Origin of the sequence: Kosakonia sp. MUSA4, from assembly GCF_013085925.1 — a bacterium.
Taxonomy (GTDB): domain Bacteria; phylum Pseudomonadota; class Gammaproteobacteria; order Enterobacterales; family Enterobacteriaceae; genus Kosakonia; species Kosakonia sacchari_B.
This window is the reverse complement of the sequence record NZ_CP025697.1, coordinates 2,935,222-2,955,806: the sequence shown is the minus strand read 5'-3', so window position 1 is coordinate 2,955,806 and position 20,585 is coordinate 2,935,222. Positions and strand designations below refer to the sequence as shown.

General features: G+C 54.6%; 18 protein-coding genes. 15 read left to right on the top strand and 3 right to left on the bottom strand.

Features of this window, described 5'->3' with window-relative positions:
* Nucleotides 1–155: 155 nt before the first annotated feature.
* Together C0557_RS14015 and mqo are read left to right on the top strand one after the other, a co-directional pair.
* Complete coding sequence (locus C0557_RS14015) at nt 156–1,070, top strand: N-acetylmuramic acid 6-phosphate etherase (RefSeq protein ID WP_208658929.1); 915 nt, start codon at nt 156–158, stop codon at nt 1,068–1,070.
* Nucleotides 1,071–1,351: 281 nt separating this feature from the next.
* Nucleotides 1,352–3,004 (top strand): malate dehydrogenase (quinone), encoded by a 1,653-nt coding sequence (mqo, locus tag C0557_RS14010; RefSeq protein WP_208658927.1) that lies wholly within the window; start codon nt 1,352–1,354, stop codon nt 3,002–3,004.
* Between the two features lie 38 nt (nt 3,005–3,042).
* Here mqo and C0557_RS14005 read toward each other — a convergent pair whose 3' ends face one another.
* A complete protein-coding gene (locus tag C0557_RS14005; RefSeq protein WP_208658925.1) occupies nt 3,043–4,392 on the bottom strand; it encodes an MFS transporter in 1,350 nt (449 codons plus the stop codon).
* Between the two features lie 408 nt (nt 4,393–4,800).
* Between C0557_RS14005 and C0557_RS14000 the strand changes: the two genes are divergently transcribed.
* The 10 genes from C0557_RS14000 to C0557_RS13955 all read left to right on the top strand — a co-directional run bounded on the left by C0557_RS14000 (nt 4,801) and on the right by C0557_RS13955 (nt 14,572).
* Nucleotides 4,801–5,499, top strand: a complete 699-nt coding sequence (locus tag C0557_RS14000; protein ID WP_208658923.1) for a glutamine amidotransferase — start codon at nt 4,801–4,803, stop codon at nt 5,497–5,499.
* 224 nt (nt 5,500–5,723) lie between these two features.
* Entirely contained in the window at nt 5,724–6,551 is an 828-nt protein-coding gene (gene nifH, locus C0557_RS13995) for a nitrogenase iron protein (RefSeq protein WP_208658922.1), read from the top strand.
* Nucleotides 6,552–6,599: 48 nt separating this feature from the next.
* Nucleotides 6,600–8,171, top strand: a complete 1,572-nt coding sequence (gene anfD, locus C0557_RS13990; protein WP_208658919.1) for a nitrogenase iron-iron protein, alpha chain — start codon at nt 6,600–6,602, stop codon at nt 8,169–8,171.
* Nucleotides 8,168–8,512, top strand: coding sequence for a Fe-only nitrogenase subunit delta (gene anfG, locus C0557_RS13985; protein ID WP_208658917.1), 345 nt, complete (start codon nt 8,168–8,170; stop codon nt 8,510–8,512). The genes anfD and anfG overlap by 4 nt, the downstream gene beginning before the upstream one ends.
* An 11-nt stretch (nt 8,513–8,523) precedes the next feature.
* Nucleotides 8,524–9,912, top strand: coding sequence for a Fe-only nitrogenase subunit beta (gene anfK, locus C0557_RS13980; RefSeq protein ID WP_208658915.1), 1,389 nt, complete (start codon nt 8,524–8,526; stop codon nt 9,910–9,912).
* Nucleotides 9,913–9,955: 43 nt separating this feature from the next.
* Nucleotides 9,956–10,378 carry a hypothetical protein gene (locus C0557_RS13975; protein WP_208658913.1) on the top strand — a complete coding sequence of 141 codons (423 nt, stop codon included), beginning with the start codon at nt 9,956–9,958 and terminating at the stop codon, nt 10,376–10,378.
* A complete protein-coding gene (locus C0557_RS13970; protein ID WP_208658911.1) occupies nt 10,375–10,869 on the top strand; it encodes a pyridoxamine 5'-phosphate oxidase family protein in 495 nt (164 codons plus the stop codon). The genes C0557_RS13975 and C0557_RS13970 overlap by 4 nt, the downstream gene beginning before the upstream one ends.
* 12 nt (nt 10,870–10,881) lie before the next feature.
* A complete protein-coding gene (locus C0557_RS13965) occupies nt 10,882–11,496 on the top strand; it encodes a Fe-only nitrogenase accessory AnfO family protein (RefSeq protein WP_208658909.1) in 615 nt (204 codons plus the stop codon).
* 172 nt (nt 11,497–11,668) lie between these two features.
* Complete coding sequence (locus tag C0557_RS27670; protein WP_208658907.1) at nt 11,669–13,273, top strand: sigma-54-dependent Fis family transcriptional regulator; 1,605 nt, start codon at nt 11,669–11,671, stop codon at nt 13,271–13,273.
* Between the two features lie 495 nt (nt 13,274–13,768).
* The gene (locus tag C0557_RS13955; protein ID WP_208658904.1) at nt 13,769–14,572 is read left to right on the top strand and encodes a trypsin-like serine protease; all 804 of its coding nucleotides are present in this window, start codon (nt 13,769–13,771) and stop codon (nt 14,570–14,572) included.
* Between the two features lie 31 nt (nt 14,573–14,603).
* Here C0557_RS13955 and C0557_RS13950 read toward each other — a convergent pair whose 3' ends face one another.
* Nucleotides 14,604–16,340, bottom strand: a complete 1,737-nt coding sequence (locus C0557_RS13950; protein WP_208658902.1) for a sigma-54-dependent Fis family transcriptional regulator — start codon at nt 16,338–16,340, stop codon at nt 14,604–14,606.
* A gap of 273 nt (nt 16,341–16,613) precedes the next feature.
* On the opposite strand from C0557_RS13950, the gene C0557_RS13945 reads away from it, so the two are divergent.
* Together C0557_RS13945 and adhP are read left to right on the top strand one after the other, a co-directional pair.
* Nucleotides 16,614–18,134: an aldehyde dehydrogenase family protein gene (locus C0557_RS13945; protein WP_208658900.1), complete on the top strand. Its 1,521-nt coding sequence runs from the start codon at nt 16,614–16,616 to the stop codon at nt 18,132–18,134.
* Between the two features lie 27 nt (nt 18,135–18,161).
* Nucleotides 18,162–19,193, top strand: coding sequence for an alcohol dehydrogenase AdhP (gene adhP / locus C0557_RS13940; RefSeq protein WP_208658898.1), 1,032 nt, complete (start codon nt 18,162–18,164; stop codon nt 19,191–19,193).
* A 40-nt stretch (nt 19,194–19,233) separates the two neighbouring features.
* Here the strand turns inward: adhP and C0557_RS13935 are convergent, their stop codons facing one another.
* Nucleotides 19,234–20,118, bottom strand: a complete 885-nt coding sequence (locus tag C0557_RS13935) for an alpha/beta fold hydrolase (protein ID WP_208658896.1) — start codon at nt 20,116–20,118, stop codon at nt 19,234–19,236.
* 83 nt (nt 20,119–20,201) lie between these two features.
* Here C0557_RS13935 and C0557_RS13930 point away from each other — a divergent pair, with 83 nt between their 5' ends.
* Nucleotides 20,202–20,555, top strand: coding sequence for a MerR family transcriptional regulator (locus C0557_RS13930; protein WP_007371738.1), 354 nt, complete (start codon nt 20,202–20,204; stop codon nt 20,553–20,555).
* Nucleotides 20,556–20,585: the final 30 nt, after the last annotated feature.

The window sequence follows — 20,585 nt, the reverse complement described above, 5'->3', positions numbered from 1 at the left end:
ATAAGAATCTTATTATCACCGATGGCGACGATTTCATAAAGCCGTGTGAAAAAAGGAAAAGTGCCCAATCCGGGGCGGGAAGCGTGACCTCATTCGCAGGTATAACAAATAAATAACCTTATAGTGTGTGTGGAACCATTCAGAAGGAGCAGGGTATGAGCAATAAGCCAAACGGTTCAGTAATGGAACGTCGCCACACAGAGACAGCCGATATCGACAGGCTGGCAACGCAGGATATGCTGGCGCTCATCAACCGCGAAGACCAGGCGGTCGCCAGGGCGACAGGGGCCTGTTTACCGGAGATCGCCCGGCTGGTGGATAACGCCAGCGCCACGCTAAACCGCGGCGGTCGGGTGGTGATTGTGGGCGCGGGGGCGTCCGGGCGCGCCGCGTTACAGATGGTTGCGGATTTCGCGCCGGACGCACACCCACAGCTCATTGGGCTGATGGCAGGCGGCGCGGAGGCAAAAAGGCAGGATCAGGAAAAAGCGGCGGCGAACTACGCGCTGGGCGTTGCCGATCTCCAGGCGATCCGCTTTGGCCATCAGGACATGCTGGTGGCGCTGTCGGTCAGCGGGAAAACGCCGTGGATGTGGGGCGCGCTGCGCCATGCCTGGTCAGTTGGCGCGTGCATTGCGCTGCTCAGCCACTCCCGGGAGAGTGAAGCCGCGCAGATGGCGGATATCGTGATAGCGCCGGAAACGGGCGCGGAAGTGATTGCCGGTTTTAACGAACCGAAAGCGCGCCTGGCGCAGCAGCAGATCCTCAATATGCTGGCGAGCGGGCTGGCTGTCCGCACCGGGCGAGTCTACAGCAATTTGCGCGTTGACCTTAAGCCGGACAATACGCACTGGATCGAGCGGCAAATCGCGCTGGTGATGGCGGCGACGCAGTGCAACCGCGAACAGGCGAAAAGCGCGCTCGCCGCCAGCGATAATGACTGCCGTACGGCGATTCTGATGCAACTGACCGGCCTGAACAACGCGAAGGCGCAGGATTTGCTGGCGGAAAATCACCAGAGCCTGCGTATTGCCCTGCAGGAAGCGAAACCGCATCTGGTGGAAGCCTGATATTACCGCCCGCCAGACGCTGCGCTGGCGGGTTTTTCCGCATTTATTTTTCACAGCATAATTTATTATCTGGCGAAAATCGGCTTGATATTTCTGCGCTTTAAAATAAATCGTCGCGATATTAATTCCACACACTTTATGTCACTGCTTTTTTTAACTTAAAAAAGTGGTTAGCTATTGATGCGGGTATTTAATGAAGTTGTGAATGATATTTTAAAATAACGTAAAGATGCGTTAATATCGGTTTTCACAAATCACACTTGCTATGTAACCTAATCAATATGCCTGCAATTAAAAAGACAATTATATCGCTGAGCGCCGTTGCGCTGCTCGTCAGTTCCGCGACCAGTGCCTGGGCGGAAGAGAATCAGAAAACTGACTTCCTGCTGATTGGCGGCGGCATCATGAGCGCTTCTCTGGGAACCTGGCTGCAGGAATTACAGCCGGAGTGGAAACAGGTGATGGTCGAGAAACTCGACGCTGTCGCACTGGAGTCGTCAAACGGCTGGAATAACGCCGGGACAGGTCACTCCGCCAATATGGAACTGAACTATACGCCGCAGCGTGCGGACGGTTCTATTGATGTCAGCAAAGCGCTGGAAATTAACGAGCAGTTTATGATTTCCCGCCAATTCTGGTCGGCGCAGGTTAAACGCGGCGTATTAAATAATCCGCACAACTTTATTAATTCCACCCCGCACATGAGTTTTGTCTGGGGTGATAACGTCGATTATCTGGCAAAACGTTATGCGGCTTTACAGCAAACCACGTTATTCCAGGGCATGAAATTCTCCACCGACCATCAGCAAATTAAACAGTGGGCACCGCTGGTGATGGAAGGGCGCGATCCGAATCAGAAAGTGGCCGCCACCTGGACGCCAGTGGGGACGGATGTGAACTACGGCGAAATTACCCGCCAGCTGGTCAGCAGCCTGAAAAAGAGCAGCAATTTCTCCCTGCAAACGTCCTCTGAAGTGACCGACTTTAAACGTAATGCCGACAACTCCTGGCATGTCACCATCAAAGATGTGAAAAGCGGCAACGAGCACACCATTGATGCGAAATATGTCTTTATCGGTGCTGGCGGCGGCGCGCTGAAACTGCTGCAAAAAACCGGTATTCCGGAAGCGGATAACTACGCAGGCTTCCCGGTCGGCGGTTCCTTCCTGATGACCGAAAACCCGGCGATCACCAGCCAGCATCTGCAAAAAGTGTACGGCCAGGCTTCTGTGGGCGCGCCGCCGATGTCGGTGCCGCATATTGATGCCCGCTTTATCGATGGCAAACGCGTGGTGCTGTTCGGGCCATTCGCCACTTTCTCTACCAAGTTCCTGAAAAACGGTTCGTTCTTCGATCTGCTGAGCACGACCACCACCAGCAACTTTATGCCGATGACTCACGTAGGCCTCGACAACTTTGACCTGGTGAAATACCTGGTCGGTCAGGTAATGCTGAGCGATGACGATCGTTTTGCGGCGCTGAAAGAGTACTACCCGCAGGCGCGTAAAGAGGACTGGAAACTGATTCAGGCCGGTCAGCGCGTACAGATCATCAAGAAAGATGAAGAGAAGGGCGGCGTGCTGAAGCTGGGCACGGAAGTGGTGGTCGATCAGCAGAAAACCATTTCTGCGCTGCTGGGCGCGTCGCCGGGCGCGTCTACCGCTGCGCCGATTACGCTGAACGTTATCAAGAAGATGTTCCCGCAGCAGTTCAACTCAGCGGAATGGCAGAGCAAGATCCGGGAAATCGTGCCGAGCTACGGCCAGGAGATGAACGGCAACGTGGCGCTGACGCAGAAAGTGTGGGATGACACCGCCGCAACGCTGCAACTGGTGAAACCGCCGGTGATTCAGATGCCAGAGAGTGCAGCGCCGGAAGCGAAACCGGCCGCGCCAACAACGGAAAACGCGCCGCAACACGACATGGCGCTGTAAAGACAAAAGCCCCTTGCGAGGGGCTTTTTTCGCGCAGCTTACTGCGCTTTTGCCTTGTTCAGTTCGATACGTTTGATCGGGCCGACAATTACCACGAAGCTGAAGATGGCAATCAGCGCATGAACGGCCACGAACACCAGCGCCCACTCAAAATGGCCGGTCGCTTTCACGATGTAGCCAATCACCACCGGCGAGATAATCCCGGCGAAGTTACCGCACAGGTTAAAGAAACCGCCCGCCACGCCGGCCATCTCTTTTGGCGCGGTATCCGACATCACCGCCCAACCCAACGCGCCAATGCCTTTCCCGAGGAAAGCCAGCGACATAAAGAAAACCACCAGGTAAATCGAGTCCACATAGTTACAGAACACCATCACCATCGAGAGCAGCATGCCGAGCACAATGGGCGTTTTACGGGCAATCGACAATGATTGGGTGATGCGCAGAATGCGGTCAGAGATCACACCGCCCGTCAGGCCGCCGAGGAAGCCGCAAATAGCCGGGATCGCGGCGATAAAGCCGACGGTTTTGATATCCAGCCCTTTTTCCATCGCCAGATAAAGCGGAAACCAGGTAATAAAGAAGAAAGTTAAAACGTTAATACAGTACTGGCCCAGATAAACGCCGAGCAGCATGCGGTTGGTGATTAATTGTTTAAATGCACTAAAGTCAAACGTTGGGCCGGTTTTAACTTTGCTCTGATCCATATCCACCAGCGCGCCGCCCTGGCGAATGTACTCAATTTCTTCGCTATTAACACGCGGATGATTTAATGGATTATGTACCACTTTCGCCGCGGCAAAAGTAATAACGATCCCCAGCGTACCCATAAATATAAAAATAGATTGCCAGCCATAATTGAGCGTCAGCCAGCCCATAATTGGCGCGAAAATAGCCGTGGCGAAATATTGCGCGGAGTTAAATATTGCCGCGGCGGTGGCGCGCTCTTTTGACGGGAACCAGGCCGCAACAAAACGGCTGTTGCCTGGCATCACGGGCGCTTCAAACAAACCGACAAGAAACAGCAAAAGGGTAAAGCAAATAATTGCGCCGAAGCCGTGAAAAATCTCCACACAGCCTTGCAGCAGCGTGAAGATTGACCACATGCAAAGGCCGCAAAGATAAACTTTTTTCGACCCGAAACGGTCAAGCAGCCAGCCGCCGGGAATCTGCGCCAGGCAGTAGGCCCAGGCGAATGCGGAGAATACCCAGCCCATCTGGCCGGGGTTAATGCCAAGCGCAGCAGACATATCTTTACCGGCAATCGCCAGCGTCGAACGGTCACCGACGCTCACCGCAGTAATAATAAAGAGGATAATAACGATATGCCATCTGACATTCGTTTTTTTGGCGTGCAGAACGCCCTCAAGATTATTAACTTGACTCATGAGAAACCACCTTAAACTTAAATGAAATCTAAAAATGTTAATATGAATTCATTCCAGCAGGTGTTACTGAAGTGCATTCACTATTAACATTGCAGAAACGTCTTATGCTATTTATTTACTCCGTTAGTGTGACAATGATTTTACCGATCATTATTCATCAGGCAAAGATTAGGAGTATCGCCAGGGACAGACAATGTGCATTTGCATAACAAAGCCGATTCTTTTTGCTTTTCTGTACGTTATATCTTTTTTGTTTGAAGTTGATCACAAAAAATAGCGCATAAAAAATAAAAAACGCGATCGCTACTGCGTTTTTGCCCTGGTAATAGCAACGCCATCCGCATTGACAACCCTGGGCTTCCGGCTGACGATGGTTTTCTTCCCGCCTTTAACCTGTAAGGAGTGGTAATGAAAACGGCTGTCGCTTTCCGTCATGTTCCCTTTGAAGATTTAGGCACGCTGGCCGATACGCTGCATTCTCTCGGTTACGAATGTCGCTATATCGACACACCGGTTGAGTCATTTGCCCATCTTGATCCGCAGGCCGCCGATCTGCTGGTGGTGCTGGGCGGGCCGATCGGCGCGTATCAGCAAGCGATTTATCCCTTCCTCAGCGAAGAGCTGCGCCATATTCGTCAGCGGCTGGCGCACGGCAAACCGGTACTCGGTATTTGTCTTGGCGCGCAGCTCATCGCGCGGGCGCTGGAGGCGGAGGTTGCGCCAATGGGCGTGACGGAAATTGGCTATGCGCCACTGACTCTCTCTGCCGGAGAACACAGCGATCTGCTGGCGCCGCTGGCGGATCTGCCGGTGCTGCACTGGCACGGCGACCGGTTTGCCATCCCGCAAGGGGCGAGCCATCTGGCACGCAGCGCGGTCTGCGATAACCAGGCCTTTCTCTATGCGCCGCATGCGCTGGCATTGCAGTTTCATCCAGAGGTGAGCGCCATTGGGCTTGAAGGCTGGCTGGTGGGCCACGCCAGTGAGCTGAGTCATGCTGGTATCGATCCGCGCCAGCTTCGCGAGCAGGCCGCGCAATACAGCCCAGCGCTGGCTCACGCGCTTTCGCAGGTGATTAGCCGCTGGTTAACGCCGCTCGCGGGGTAGTGAAATTTAACTTCCGCGAACGTTCTGTTCGCGGGAAAGTTCGCCGCGGAACACTTTTCCCTCCAATATTTCGCCCGTCATCCGGGCGATAAAAAAATAATCTTAATAATATCAAGCAACAGCCCTGTTTTTTTTGACCGTTATCTAATCTGGCCCCGGCTTTGCAATTTCCTCCTGACTTTTGCAACACACTTTCGCAATGTTGTTCATCTGGAGGAAATATCATGACACGCAAGCTGGCTATTTATGGCAAAGGGGGAATCGGCAAGTCAACGACCACGCAAAATACGGCGGCGGCGTTGGCCTGGTTCCACGGTAAAAAAGTGTTTATTCATGGCTGCGATCCAAAAGCCGACTCCACACGTCTTATTCTTGGCGGGAAACCGCAAGAGACCTTAATGGATGTTTTGCGCGATCAGGGTGCTGAAAAAATTACCAATGAAATGGTAGTGAAAACCGGCGTCTTTAATATCCGCTGCGTTGAATCCGGTGGTCCGGAGCCAGGCGTGGGGTGCGCAGGTCGTGGTGTTATTACCGCCATCGATCTGATGGAAGATAATAAAGCCTACGCCGAAGATCTTGATTTTATCTTTTTTGACGTGCTCGGTGACGTAGTGTGCGGTGGTTTTGCCATGCCCATCCGCGACGGTAAAGCACAGGAGGTTTATATCGTTGCGTCCGGTGAAATGATGGCGATTTATGCGGCAAATAATATCTGTAAAGGTTTGGTTAAATATGCCAAGCAGAGCGGTGTCCGCCTCGGCGGTATTATCTGCAACAGCCGCAATGTAGACGGCGAAAAAGAGTTTCTGGAAGAGTTTACCGCGGCGATCGGCACCAAAATGATTCACTTTGTGCCGCGTGACAACATCGTACAGAAAGCGGAATTCAACAAGAAAACCGTCACCGAATTTGACCCGGAAGCGAACCAGGCGCAGGAATACCGCGAGTTGGGACGCAAGATCATTGAAAATACCGACCTGGTGATCCCGCATCCGCTGACCATGGATCAACTGGAAAAAATGGTTGTTAAATATGGTCTGAGCGATTAATTCGTCCGGTTATTTTATAGCAAGTCATTCCCGGAAGGGGGATTAATTATGCCGTATCATGAGTTTGATTGCAGTAAATGTATTCCCGAGCGTAAACAGCATGCCGTCGTTAAAGGCGCGGATGAAGATATCACCTCCGCGCTGCCGCTGGGGTATTTAAATACCATTCCGGGGACGATTTCCGAACGCGGTTGTGCCTATTGTGGTGCGAAGCATGTTATCGGCACGCCAATGAAAGACGTGATTCATATCAGTCACGGCCCGGTCGGTTGTACATACGACACCTGGCAGACAAAACGTTATATCAGCGATAACGATAACTTCCAGCTTAAATATACGTTCGCCACCGATATGAAAGAGAAGCATATTGTTTTTGGTGCTGAGAAAGTTCTCAAGAACAATATCATCGAAGCCTTTGATGCGCATCCAGATATTAAACGGATGACCATTTATCAAACCTGCGCCTCGGCATTAATCGGTGATGATATTGCCGCCATTGCGCAGGAAGTCATGGATGAACGCCCGGATGTGGATATTTTCGTCTGTAACTCTCCAGGATTTGCTGGCCCAAGTCAGTCGGGCGGTCACCATAAAATTAATATCGCATGGATAAACCAAAAAGTCGGCACGGTTGAACCGACAATCACCAGCGATTATGTCATCAACTATGTTGGTGAATATAACATCCAGGGCGACCAGGAAGTGATGGTCGATTATTTCAAACGCATGGGGATTCAGGTGCTGTCGACTTTTACCGGCAACGGCTCCTATGACGACCTGCGGGCGATGCATAAAGCCCATCTGAATGTGCTGGAGTGCGCACGTTCAGCGGAATATATCTGCAACGAACTGCGGGTGCGTTACGGCATACCGCGTCTCGACATCGACGGTTTTGGCTTCGGCCCGCTCGCCGAATCGCTGCGCAAAATCGGCTTGTTTTTCGGCATTGAAGATCGGGCGCAGGCGATTATTGATGAAGAGATTGCCCGCTGGAAACCGGAACTGGACTGGTACAAAGAACGCCTGAAAGGCAAAAAAGTGTGCCTGTGGCCTGGCGGCTCCAAACTGTGGCACTGGGCGCATGTGATCCACGCGGAGATGGGCGTGGAAGTGGTGTCGGTCTATACCAAGTTCGGCCATCAGGGCGACATGGAAAAAGGCATCGCCCGTTGCGAACCTGGTGCGCTGGCTATTGACGACCCGAACGAACTGGAGTCGCTGGAGGCGATGTACAAACTGAAGCCGGATGTCATTTTCACCGGGAAACGCCCTGGCGAAGTGGCGAAGAAAATCCGCGTGCCGTACCTCAACGCCCATGCATACCACAACGGGCCGTACAAAGGGTTTGAAGGCTGGGTACGTTTCGCCCGCGATATTTACAACGCGATCTATTCCCCGATCCATCAACTGGCGCAGCTCGATATCAGCCAGCAGGCGATTCCGGTCGGCCAGGGCTTCGCGACAGCTCGTATGTTGTCGGATGCCGGTCTTGATGAAGCCGTACGCAACAACAGCGAACTGCGCGAATACAGTGGCGGCTTCGACAGCGTCAGCAAGTTGCGCCAGCGCGAATACCCGGATTTTTCCGCCGATGCTGCCCGCCGTCAGGAGGCCGTATGACGCAGGATGAACAAGTAGAACTGATGGTGGATTACATCATGAAGCACTGTCTGTGGCAGTTTCACTCCCGCACCTGGGACCGTGAGAAGCAGAACGAAGGCGTGCTGGGGAAAACTCGTCAGTTGTTGTGTGGCGAGGAGGTCGAGCTGGCAAATCCTGCTGACCGTTGTTACTGGGCCGACGCCGTGGTGCTGGCTGATGCGTACCGTACCCGCTTTAGCTGGCTGCAAAGCATGAAGACAGCGGAGATTGGCGCATTGATTGAGGCGCTGCACCAGCGGCTGGATTACCTGACCATTACCGGTTCGCTGAATGCCGAACTGACCGACCAGCGCTACTAAAGGGGGCGAGCATGTCTTGTGAATTAAAAGCGAAAAATCGCACCGGGGTTATCAACCCGATTTTTACCTGCCAGCCCGCCGGGGCGCAGTATGTCAGCATTGGTATTAAAGATTGTATCGGTATTGTGCATGGCGGGCAGGGATGCGTGATGTTCGTGCGTCTGCTGATCTCCCAGCATCTGAAAGAGAGCTTCGAAATTGCCTCTTCCTCGGTGCATGAAGATGGCGCGGTATTTGGCGCACTGGATCGCGTGGAGCAGGCGGTGGATGTGCTGCTGATGCGTTACCCGCATGTCAAAGTGATCCCGATTATCACCACCTGTTCGACCGAGGTCATTGGTGATGATGTCGATGGCGTGGTGCGAAAGCTCAACAATGGCCTGCTGCAAGAGAAATACGCCGGGCGCGAAGTGCATCTGATTCCGATTCATACGCCGAGTTTTGTCGGCAGTATGATCAGTGGTTACGACGTGGCGGTGCGCGATATCGTTAAGTATTTCGCCCGTAAAAGCGAGCCGAACGGCAAGATCAACCTGATTACCGGCTGGGTTAACCCTGGCGACGTAACGGCGTTAAAACACCTGCTGGATGAGATGTCGATTGATGCCACGGTGCTGTTTGAAATCGAAGCCTTTGACTCGCCGCTGATGCCGTCCGGCAATACGGTTTCGCACGGCAACACCACCATTGCCGATCTTACCGGTACGGCGAACGCCAGCGCCACGATTGCACTTAACCGCTACGAAGGGGCAAAAGCGGCGCGTTATCTGGAAGAGAAGTTTGACGTCCCGGCGCTGATTGGCCCGACGCCGATTGGCATTCGCAATACCGACACTTTCCTGCACAACCTGAAAACCCTCACCGGCAAACCGATCCCGGAATCGCTGGTGCGTGAGCGCGGTATTGCTCTCGATGCACTGACCGACCTGGTGCATATGTTCCTCGCCGATAAAAAGGTGGCGATCTATGGCAACCCGGATCTGGTGGTGGGGCTAGCGGAATTCTGCCTCGACCTGGAGATGAAACCGGTGCTGCTGTTACTGGGCGATGACAACGCCACTTATGCCGATGACCCGCGCATTCAGGCCTTGCAGCAACAGGTGGAGTACAAGATGGAGATTGTCACCAACGCCGATCTGTGGGAGATGGAAAAACGCATTACAGACGGTGAGCTGGAGCTGGATCTGATCCTCGGTCACTCGAAAGGGCGTTTTACCGCCATTGATAACCAGATCCCGATGGTGCGCGTGGGCTTTCCTACCTACGACCGTGCCGGACACTATCGCCATCCGGTGGTCGGCTACGCCGGGGCTATCTGGCTGGCGGAGCAGATGGCGAACACGCTGTTTACCGATATGGAATACAAGAAAAATAAAGAGTGGATCCTCAATGTCTGGTAATGCCTGACCTGAACGCCGGGGTTCGCCCCGGCTGGAGAAAACCATGGCACAACTCCTGTTTGAGACCGATGAACAGCGTTTTATCCGCTGTTACGACTATGCGAAAGGTTACCATCGCCGCGCCAGTCTGCTGGCGGCGCAAAACCGTTCCGCGAGCCTGGTATTTAACGTCGCGGCCATCGCCGTGGAGTGCTATCTGATTGCGCTCTGCTCCTTGCACGGCGATATGCCCTTTAACCATAACTACCGCAGTCTGCTGGCGAGCGCCGCGCAAAAGAGCGCGTTTAGCGACTCACTGCGCGATGGCATTTTGTCGCTGGACAGCATTTTCGGTATCTGTTCGGTGGATGACTATCACCACGGTACACCAGATGAGCACGACAAAGTGCGCATTCTCAGCGTTTGTCAGTCGCTGGATGCGCTGATTGCCAGCGAGCAACGGCGTCTGCACGAGGAGAAACCATGAATCAGGAGACACTGATGCACCCGCACGGCGAGATGCGTCGCGATGAGCGGGAGCTCACCGATCCGCAGGCGCTGGATGCGATTTTGCAGGCCGGAAGGGTAATGTATATCGCGCTGGCCAGCGCGGATATACCGTTTCTGCTGCCGGTGTTTTATGTCTGGGATGGCACAGCATTGTGGTTTCACTCGGCACGTGCTGGCAGCAAAATCGACATCATGCGGCAAAACCCCAACATCTGCTTTGCGGTTTCCGAGTACGGCGGGATCATCGAAGACGACCTGGCCTGCAACTTTGAGGCGCGTCACCGCACGGTGATTGGCGTCGGCAAAACCCATTTTGTCGATGACGAGACGGAAAAGGTCACCATGCTGCATCGGCTGATGGCGCGTTTCAGCGATAAAACGTTCCACTTTCCTGCCGCCAACCTGAAAGCTACCCAGGTTATCCGCATTGACATTACCTCGATGAAGGGGAAACAACACGGCCACTAGCCCGGAGGAAAGATGAATATTGCGGTTTTTCTCGGCCCGCAAGGCCAGGTGGCGCCGCTCACCGCGCCCGGTACGGTGACGCTGTTTTCCCTCGATAACGGGCGCTGGCAGATTGTGCAACAAGTTGCTTTCGATTTGTCGTCCTGTACTTCGCTTGATGTGTTTCGCGAACGGACGCTGGCGATGCTGGCGCAGCTTCCGGCCTGCCACCATTTTGTCACCCGCGACGTACACGGCGCGCCGCGCGCCTGGTTCGATGGTCTGGGATTGACCTTATGGCAGTGTACGGGTGCGCCGGAACGGGCGCTGGATACCATTGCGCAGCAGCAGCCTGTCGCGCCGGAACCGGAGATGCCGCCGCCGCAGGCGTTTGTCCATCCAGGCGCTGAACCCGGCGAATTTTATGTCGATCTGATCGCAGCACGACAGGCCGGGGCCGATGACACGCACACCGCGAAGCTGTTGCTGATACCGCTGCTCGGTCGCGAGGAGTTCACCCGGCTGGAACTGCTGTGTGACCATGTGCCGAAATGGTTTGCCCGCCTTGCGGATTATCACCTTATTTATCACAGCACGCCGCTGGACGATGGCAACTTGCGGGTAGTGGTGACAAAAACGGCGTCCTGATGTCGGTAACACGACAAAAGTGTTCGCCGGGGAACACTTTTTGGGGGGCGTGGTGAAATGCGTATTTTTTTGACTTGAATAATCAATAGATTACACATGAACTTTGCCATCTCGTGCTGGCGTTGATTTTGCACTGTTTGCCTGTTCAGGAGGAGTCACCGGGAGATGCATCATGCGCTATGAAAAAACCGCCGTTGCGGCGAACACCCTGTCGCCGGTGCTGACAGGCGCGCTGTCATTCAGTTGCCGATTGGGCGAGTGCCGCTCTGAACTGATGCCGCTGCTCTCGGAAGTGAGCAAAGTGGTCAGCGCAGGCGGCAGTTTAGCCAGCACGCTGAAGCTGGTGCTGGAGTTGATGCAAAAACATTTGCAGGTTCAACGGGCGATGATCACCCTGTATGACGCCAGTTGCGATCAAATTTTTATTCATGAGAGCTATGGTTTGTCGCCGGAAGAGGTTGAAAAGGGCGTTTATGCGCCGGGTGAGGGGATCACCGGCAAAGTGATTGAAACACGTCAGCCGATTATCGTGCCGCACATTGCTGACGATCCGTTGTTTTTAAACCGCACCGGCAGTTGGGATCGCCAGCGCGACGGACAACACTCCTTTATTTGCGTGCCGATTATTCGCGGGCTGAAAGTGATGGGCACCATTGGCATCGAGCGGGTTTATCATAACGAGCAGCTCCGTTTTCTCGATCTTGAAGTGTTACGAGTGATTGCCGCCATTATTGCGCAGGCCGTGGAGTTGCATCTGCTGGAGCGCGCGCAGCAGAAAATAGTGCAGACGCACACGGCGCTACACGGCGGGGAAAAATTCAAACCGACCAATATTATTGGCAACTCCCGCACCATGCAGCAGGTCTACCGGCTGATTGATAAAGTCAGCCATGCGCGTACCACCGTGTTGATCCTTGGTGAAAGCGGCGTCGGTAAAGAACGTGTTGCTACCGCCATTCACCAGAACAGCCACTGCGCGGGCGGGCCGTTTATCCGCTTTAACTGTGCGTCGCTGCCAGAGAGCGTGATTGAAAGCGAACTGTTTGGCCACGAAAAGGGCGCATTTACCGGTGCCATCTCCCGGCGCGCCGGGCGGTTCGAAGAAGCGGATGGCGGGACGTTGTTTCTTGATGAAGTGGGGGAGTTATCGCTGTCTGCGCAATCCAAATTGTTGCGGGTGATCCAGGAGCGCAGTTTCGAGCGGGTAGGCAGCAATGAAACCCTGAGCGTCAATGTGCGCATTCTTGCGGCAACGCACCGGGATTTGAGTGAAATGGTCGGGCAGGGCACCTTTCGTGAGGATCTCTACTATCGCTTAAATGTGTTTCCCATCACCATTCCTCCGCTGCGCGAACGGGGAAGCGACATTTTGATCCTTGCTGACCATTTCAACGCCCGCTTTGCCAGCGAGCAGGGCGTGGAAGTGCCGACCATTGCCACCCCAGCATTGAATATGCTGCTTAGCTATACGTGGCCGGGCAATGTGCGCGAGCTGGAGAATGTGATGGAACGGGCGGTATTGCTGGCGGATGAGGGGTTTATTCACAGTTATCATCTACCCATTCATCTACAACCTATTATCGACCATCTGACGGAACAGGAAGGGCTGGAAGCGCGCCTGGCGCGGGTGGAATACGATCTCATCACCGAAGCGCTGGCGAAATTTCAGGGCAATGTCTCGCGCGCGGCCAGCTATCTGAATATGACCCGGCGAGCGCTGGGATTACGTCTGGAAAAATATCAACTCAATTATAAACACTATCGGGGCCACGCCTGAGAATAACCATGCAGAATATTCCAGGGCAGAAGGAAAAGTGTCTCTATTTACTTTTAAGCGCTCGATAAGTATATTTCATCCCGTGCCTATCTTTGTCTTTCTCTTTCTCTTTGAGAATATGCACAGTTTAGTACCTGCATTTTTTAACTTGCCGTACTGACGTTATTCATCCCGTCAGTACGGTTTTTTTTTGCTTTTCATCCTGCTGATTACACGTCAGTTTTATCCAGCCGGCAACCACGCCTGATGTGTCAGTCTGTTAAGCTGCGCACCACGCGCCATGACTAAAAATATTCTGGCTACAGAATATTCCCGCAAATAAGAAAACTGTCTGTATTTACAGAAGGATCGTTGGTTTATATATTTCACGGACTGTGTTTTTCTTTGTTTATTTTTGTTCGGGAATAAACAGGTATTTTACACTGAATGATTTCAATTGATCGCGCCGATGGAATTACGGATGCTGGCGCGGCTTTTCATCCTGGAGATTTAATAGTGAAAGCAAAACTGATTGCCGTTGCATTAGCGGCGGCGTTTATCGTGCCGATGGCGACCATGCAAACGGCTGCCGCCAGCGAGGCTGCTGCGCGTATTGTCAACGGATCGACGGCAATAGCCGGTGAATTCCCTGATTTTATTACCATCAGCCAGGGAACGACGGTGGCGGGCCATGTCTGCGGCGGCGTGCTGGTTAACTCCCGCTGGGCGGTTACGGCGGCGCACTGTGTTTCGCATTTTGATACCAGCACGGCGAGTATCATGGTGGGGATGGAAAGCTACACCCCGCTGGTGAAGAAAGACCAGGTTTCCATCGAGAAAGTGGTGATCCATCCTGACTATGACACCACCACGCTTGGCGGCACGGCGAAAAACGATCTTGCGCTGATTAAGCTGTCCCGTGCGGCGAACAGCAGCAATTTCGCCACGCTGGCCGGTTTAGACCCGGAACAGGATCCGCCTGCCGCACTGACCAATATTCCGCTGACGGCAGTGGGTTTTGGCGATAATGCAAATGGTGTGCGCCCGAATGTGCTGAATAAAAAAACGCTGGTCGCTCTGCCGGATAAGATGTGCACCGACGTTCCGGCGGGCTACCCGGCAACCAACCAGGATCCGGCTTTCCACGTCTGCGCAGGTAGCGGCACGGCGGGCGGTGATTCCGGCGGCCCGCTGTATGCCGATTACAACGGCAACCGCTATGTCGTGGGCCTGGTTTCCCGTAGCTTAATTGCCCCGGCAGAGCAGTTCACCCGCGTGAGCAAATTTGCCGAGTGGATCAAAGCGACGGCGGTAGAGTAAATGACTGAATAGTATGGCCGTTTCGGCCATACTATTTTGCCAGCCGTCGATACAGGGTGCTGCGCGAAATGCCGAGTTTTTTCGCCGCAAGGCTCATATTCCCCTGCGCTTGCGCAATGGCGCACTGTTCGTCGCTGGGTCGTTGCTGCGCTGGCACGGCGTGGATTTCGCCGGGCAGATCGGCGAGCATAATCCGATCGCCATCTTCTGCCAGCGCCATTAATACCCGCAACTGGCTTAACAACTGACGCACATTGCCCGGCCACGGCCGGTGCGCGAGCGTGTTCACCACCTCATCGCTTAACGTCAACCGACGGCTGGCGGCACCCAGTTCGCGCCACAATTTGTGGATAAATCCCTCTTTATGTTGCCATTCACGCAGCGGCGGAATGCGCAGATGAAACTCCTGAATGCGGTACAGCAGATCCTCGCGAAACGTGCCTGCCTGCACCCGCGCGGCCAGATCCTGATGTGTTGCACAGATCAGGGCGAAATTCACATCCCAACTGGTATTGGCACCCAGCGGTGTCACTTTTTTCTCCTGCAACACGCGCAACAGGCGGGTTTGCAGCGCCAGCGGCATATCGCCGATCTCATCAAGAAACAGCACGCCGCCATCCGCTTCGCGGCATTTGCCGATATACCCTTTCGGGCTGGCGCCGGTAAAGGCGCCGGGAACATAGCCGAACAGCTCTGATTCAATCAGATGTTCAGGTAATGCGGCACAGTTGATGGCGACGAAATTGCCCGAATGCCACTGGCTGCGGCTGTACAACTCGCGCGCCAGATACTCTTTACCAGAGCCGGTTTCACCGGTTATGCACAACGCAATCCCGGCATTCACAATGCGCAGCGCTTTCTCTTTTTCGATACCGTGCTGATCGGTCTGCTGCGCGCTGCCGCGTCCGCTAAAACGGCGGGCTGGCAGCGTCTGGCGGGCATAGAAACGCTGGTGAGTACCGGTTTCCAGCACCGTTTCACCGGCGCGTAGCTCAAGGCCGGGAAACAGCGCATCCAGCTCAAGTGCGCCAAAATGGCCGCTGGTCAGGGCGAAAGCATCCATCGCCAGCTTATTGGCACCGAGCAGGGTGCGATCGTCAAAAATCAGCAGCAGCTCCTGCGCCGTGCCGAGGATTTTTTCATCATGATGCAGGCTTAATAACCAGCGATTAGCACCCAGCGCGCTGGTGGCCCAGGCGTGTTCTATCTGGCATATCGTGCGGCGGATCAATGCGGCTGCATCGTGGCGCGGTGTCATCGCCGGAGTAGAAAGATCCAGCACTCCGGCAACCAGGCCGTCGGGGCGGAACACCGGCGCGGCTGAGCAGAATAACCCGGCGTTACGGCTCAGATAGTGTTCACCGCCAGCCACTTCACAATGCTGCTGGAGCGCCAGCGCGGTGCCGATAGCGTTGGTGCCGCGCGCATGTTCGCCCCACAGATTGCCGGGCGACAGCGCATAGCGCTGCGCTTTGTGCAGAAAATCGCTGTTGCCGTGCGTTTCCAGCACCAGCCCGGTCGCGTCGGACATCACCATAATCGACGGGTGTTTGTTCAGCTCCGGCCGCAGCCGCGCCAGCAGAGGCGCAACCAGGTGTTTCACCCAGCCATTTTCCGCACGCGCATCTTTCAGCATCGCGTTAGCCACCCACGGCTGGGTGTCATCATCCCGTGCCAGCCCATAGTTAAGGCTACGTTGCCAGGAATCCTGCAACTGGCAAGGCAGACCGGAACGGGTGGTTGGCAAAGCGTCTACGCGTGTCGGCATGTTACTCTCCGGCGATTACAATGTTACATTTGTGTAGCATAAGAGTGTCTCGTGTGTAGCGACGTGCGACACAATTCCTGTACTCGCTGCTCGTCATTTTTTTCCGTTTGGTACGGTAGATCTTTACATCCTTCCTGTTATTCCTTGTTTTTAAAAAAGAAAATCCAATTACCCTTATGGCAGCAGCAATCTGGCATAAGAAGTGCTTATGTTCCTCTGTCCGCCCTGGCGCGAGACGCCTCACCTGTACCGATAATAAAAGAGGAACATCTGATGAAATACGCTCACCCTGGCCTTGATGGCGCGAAAGTCTCTTTTAAACAGCGTTATGGCAACTATATCGACGGAAAATTTGTAGACCCGGTAGAGGGCGGCTGGTTTACCAATACCTCGCCGGTAACCGGACAGGTGATTGCCGAATTCCCGCGTTCGGGCGCGGTGGATATAGAGAAGGCTCTGGATGCAGCGCATGCTGCCGCCGACGCCTGGGGAAAAACCAGCGTGCAGGAACGTTCGAATGTGCTGCTGGCGATTGCAGACCGCATTGAAGCCAATCTGGAAGTGTTGGCGTTAACAGAAACATGGGACAACGGGAAACCCATCCGCGAAACGATGGGGGCGGATATTCCGCTGGCGGTTGATCACTTCCGCTACTTTGCCGGTTGCATCCGGGCGCAGGAAGGCACAGCCGCCGAAATCGACAGCAATACGGTGGCTTATCATATCTATGAACCGCTCGGCGTGGTCGGGCAGATCATTCCGTGGAACTTCCCGATTTTGATGGCGGCCTGGAAACTGGCGCCTGCGCTGGCGGCGGGTAACTGCGTGGTGCTGAAACCTGCGGAACAAACGCCGCTCGGCATCTGCGTGCTGATGGAGCTGATTGGCGATCTGCTGCCAAAAGGCGTGCTCAACGTGGTGCATGGTTTTGGTACGGAAGCGGGCGAACCGCTGGCGCGCAGCAAACGCATTGAGAAAATTGCTTTTACCGGCTCGACGCCGATTGGCCGCCACATCCTCTCCTGCGCGGCGGAAAACATTATTCCCAGCACCGTCGAGCTGGGCGGTAAATCACCCAATATTTACTTTGAAGATGTGCTGAATGGCGACGCTGAATTTATCGATAAAGCTGTCGAAGGCGTCGTGCTGGGCTTCTTTAACCAGGGTGAAGTCTGTACCTGTCCGTCCCGCGTGCTGGTGCAGGAATCCATCTATCCGCAGTTCGTGGAAAAAGTGCTGGCGCGTATGGAAAACATTCGCAAAGGCGACCCCTTTGATACCGAGACAATGATTGGCGCGCAGGCTTCGCAGGAGCAGTACGACAAAATCCTTTCCTATATCAACATTGCCCGCGAAGAAGGGGGCGAAATCATCACCGGCGGCGAGCTGATCAAGCACGGGGATAGCCTGCAAAACGGCTTCTATATTCAACCGACGTTGATTAAAGGCCATAACGGCATGCGCTGTTTTCAGGAGGAAATTTTCGGGCCGGTGCTCGGGATCACCACTTTCAAAGATGAAGCTGAAGCGCTGTGTATCGCTAACGATACCGAATTCGGCCTTGGCGCCGGGGTGTGGACGCTGGATATCAACCGCGCATGGCGCATGGGGCGCGGCATCAAAGCCGGGCGCGTGTGGACCAACTGTTACCACCTCTATCCGGCACATGCGGCTTTTGGCGGGTACAAAAATTCGGGCGTTGGGCGTGAAACGCACAAGCTGGCGCTGAGTCATTACCAGCAGATTAAAAACCTGCTGGTCAGCTACAGCGGAACGCCACTGGGTCTGTATTAATCCATCTCATCAGGACGAGGCAAAGATATGCAACTGAAAACGATGAAAGCGGCAGTGGTTAAAGCATTCGGGCAACCGCTGGTGATTGAAGAGGTGATGGTGCCTGCGGTAGTGCCGGGCAAAATTCTGGTTAAGATCGAGGCGACCGGCGTTTGCCATACCGATTTACATGCCGCAGAAGGCGACTGGCCGGTGAAACCGAATCCGCCGTTTATTCCCGGCCACGAAGGCGTTGGTCACGTCGTCGCAGTGGGGCCGGGCGTGACGCATGTGAAAGAGGGCGATCGGGTTGGCGTGCCGTGGCTTTACTCTGCCTGCGGGCACTGCGAACACTGCCTGAGTGGCTGGGAGACGCTGTGCCACGGGCAACAGAACTCCGGTTATTCGGTAAACGGCACTTTTGCCGAATATTGCCTGGCGGACGCTAACTATGTCGGCATCCTGCCGGATAACGTCGAATTCCATGCGATTGCGCCCATCCTCTGCGCCGGGGTAACGGTTTACAAAGGGCTGAAGATGACGGAAGCCCGTGCCGGTGAATGGGTGGTTGTCTCCGGGATCGGCGGTCTCGGTCATCTGGCGATCCAGTATGCCGTGGCGATGGGGATGAATGTGGCGGCGGTGGACATTGACGATGGCAAGCTCGAATTTGCCCGTCGGCTCGGCGCCTCGGTGGTGGTCAATGGGCGGGAAGAGGATCCCGGCAAACGTTTCCACGCCGAGTTTGGCGGCGCGCACGGCGTGCTGGTCACGGCGGTATCACCAAAAGCGTTTGAACAGGCAACCACCATGATGCGCCGTGGCGGGACGATGGTGCTGAACGGGCTGCCGCCGGGTAAATTCGACCTCTCGATCTTCGATATGGTGCTGGATGGCATCACCGTGCGCGGCTCCATCGTGGGGACGCGCAAAGATCTGCAAGAGGCGCTGGATTTTGCCGGGCGCAATAAAGTGCATGCGGAAATTGCCGTTGAACCGCTGGAGAACATCAACAGCATCTTTGATCGGATGCGCGCCGGGAAAATAACCGGCCGCATCGTGGTGGATATGTCGTTGTAATGGTGTAGTGATAAAAAACGGGGCGCTATGCCCCGTTTTGTTACTGGAGTGAGTCGGCAAATGCCGCCAGATCGCGGTTGAAACGCTGCGGCGCTTCTAAAAAGGGAGCGTGTCCCGAATCGGCGTACAGCAGCGTACGTATATGTGGGTTTACGCTTCTGGCCCGCGCCAGTGAAGCTTGCGGGTTCACCAGTTGATCTTTTTCCCCGTAAATAAACAGTACCGGTACTTTTGCTTTGCCCAGCCCCTGCGCAAGTGACACTTTCATTTGCGGCACCGCGCGTTGCATTGTCCACGAGGCCAGCGCAGCGTTAGCCAGCAGACGCTCAAACGTGGCGGTATCGGGTTGCTGGTGGAAGCACAGACGCAAGAAATCCCGCTCACCCGCCAGATGGGTTTTCAGATCCGCTGACACCATATCCTGATAAACCTGCGGGTGAGCCGGTATTTGCTCTGGTGTAAGTTCTACCACGCCATCGACATATAACACGCCAGCAATCTGCTTATCACCATAGGCCGCCAGATAGTGGCTGTTGACAGCGCCACCCAGCGACCAGCCCACCAGAAGCGGCTTGTTTGCGCCGCTGCCTTTGATCACGGCTGCAACATCATCCGCCCAGCGACGGCTTTCGGTATAAGCTGTTGCTTGTTCCGGTTTGCCGGATAAGCCATGGCCGCGCAGGTCGAAACTGATCAGGCGAAAGCGCTGCAGGGCGGGATCCTGCCACTGTTTCTCCCAGTTAAGGTGGCTGCCTAACAGCCCGTGAATAAAGATGATGGTCTGACCGTCTGCTGCGCCGGTTTCCTGCACAGCCAGTGGTACGCCGTCTGACGAGACGACGGTATAGTGTTTATCCTGCGCGTACAGTGAGGCGCAAAACAGCAGCAGGATGAAGGCAAGGTAATGGCCACGCGATAACAGCATAAAATGTTCCTCCGGTTAACGTTACGTGGCTATCCTCAACCTTTACACTGGTGTCAGAGTCAAGCAGCAAACGAGGAGAAAAAATGCTATCGATTGGCGAACTCGCCCGGCAAACGGGCGTCAGCGTGCGCTCTATTCGTCACTATGATCGGTATGGGCTGTTATGTTCTACGCGGGCCTGTAATGGCTATCGGTACTTTTCTGCGCAGGTGGTCGGGCAGGTGCGTCAGATCCAGCAATTGATTGCTACCGGGTTTAGCCTGGCGGAAATCGCCACCTTCCCGGAATGCATGCGCAGCACGGAAGGCGCCGCATTTTGCCCGCAAACCCGTGAATTGCAGCGTAAACGCCTCGGTCGCATTGAAGCGCAAATCGCCACTCTTGAGCAGCGCCGCGCACAGTTGCTTGCCGCGCTGAGCGGCAGCGACGAGCAATAAAAAACCACGCCGTAGCGTGGTTTGTTGAGT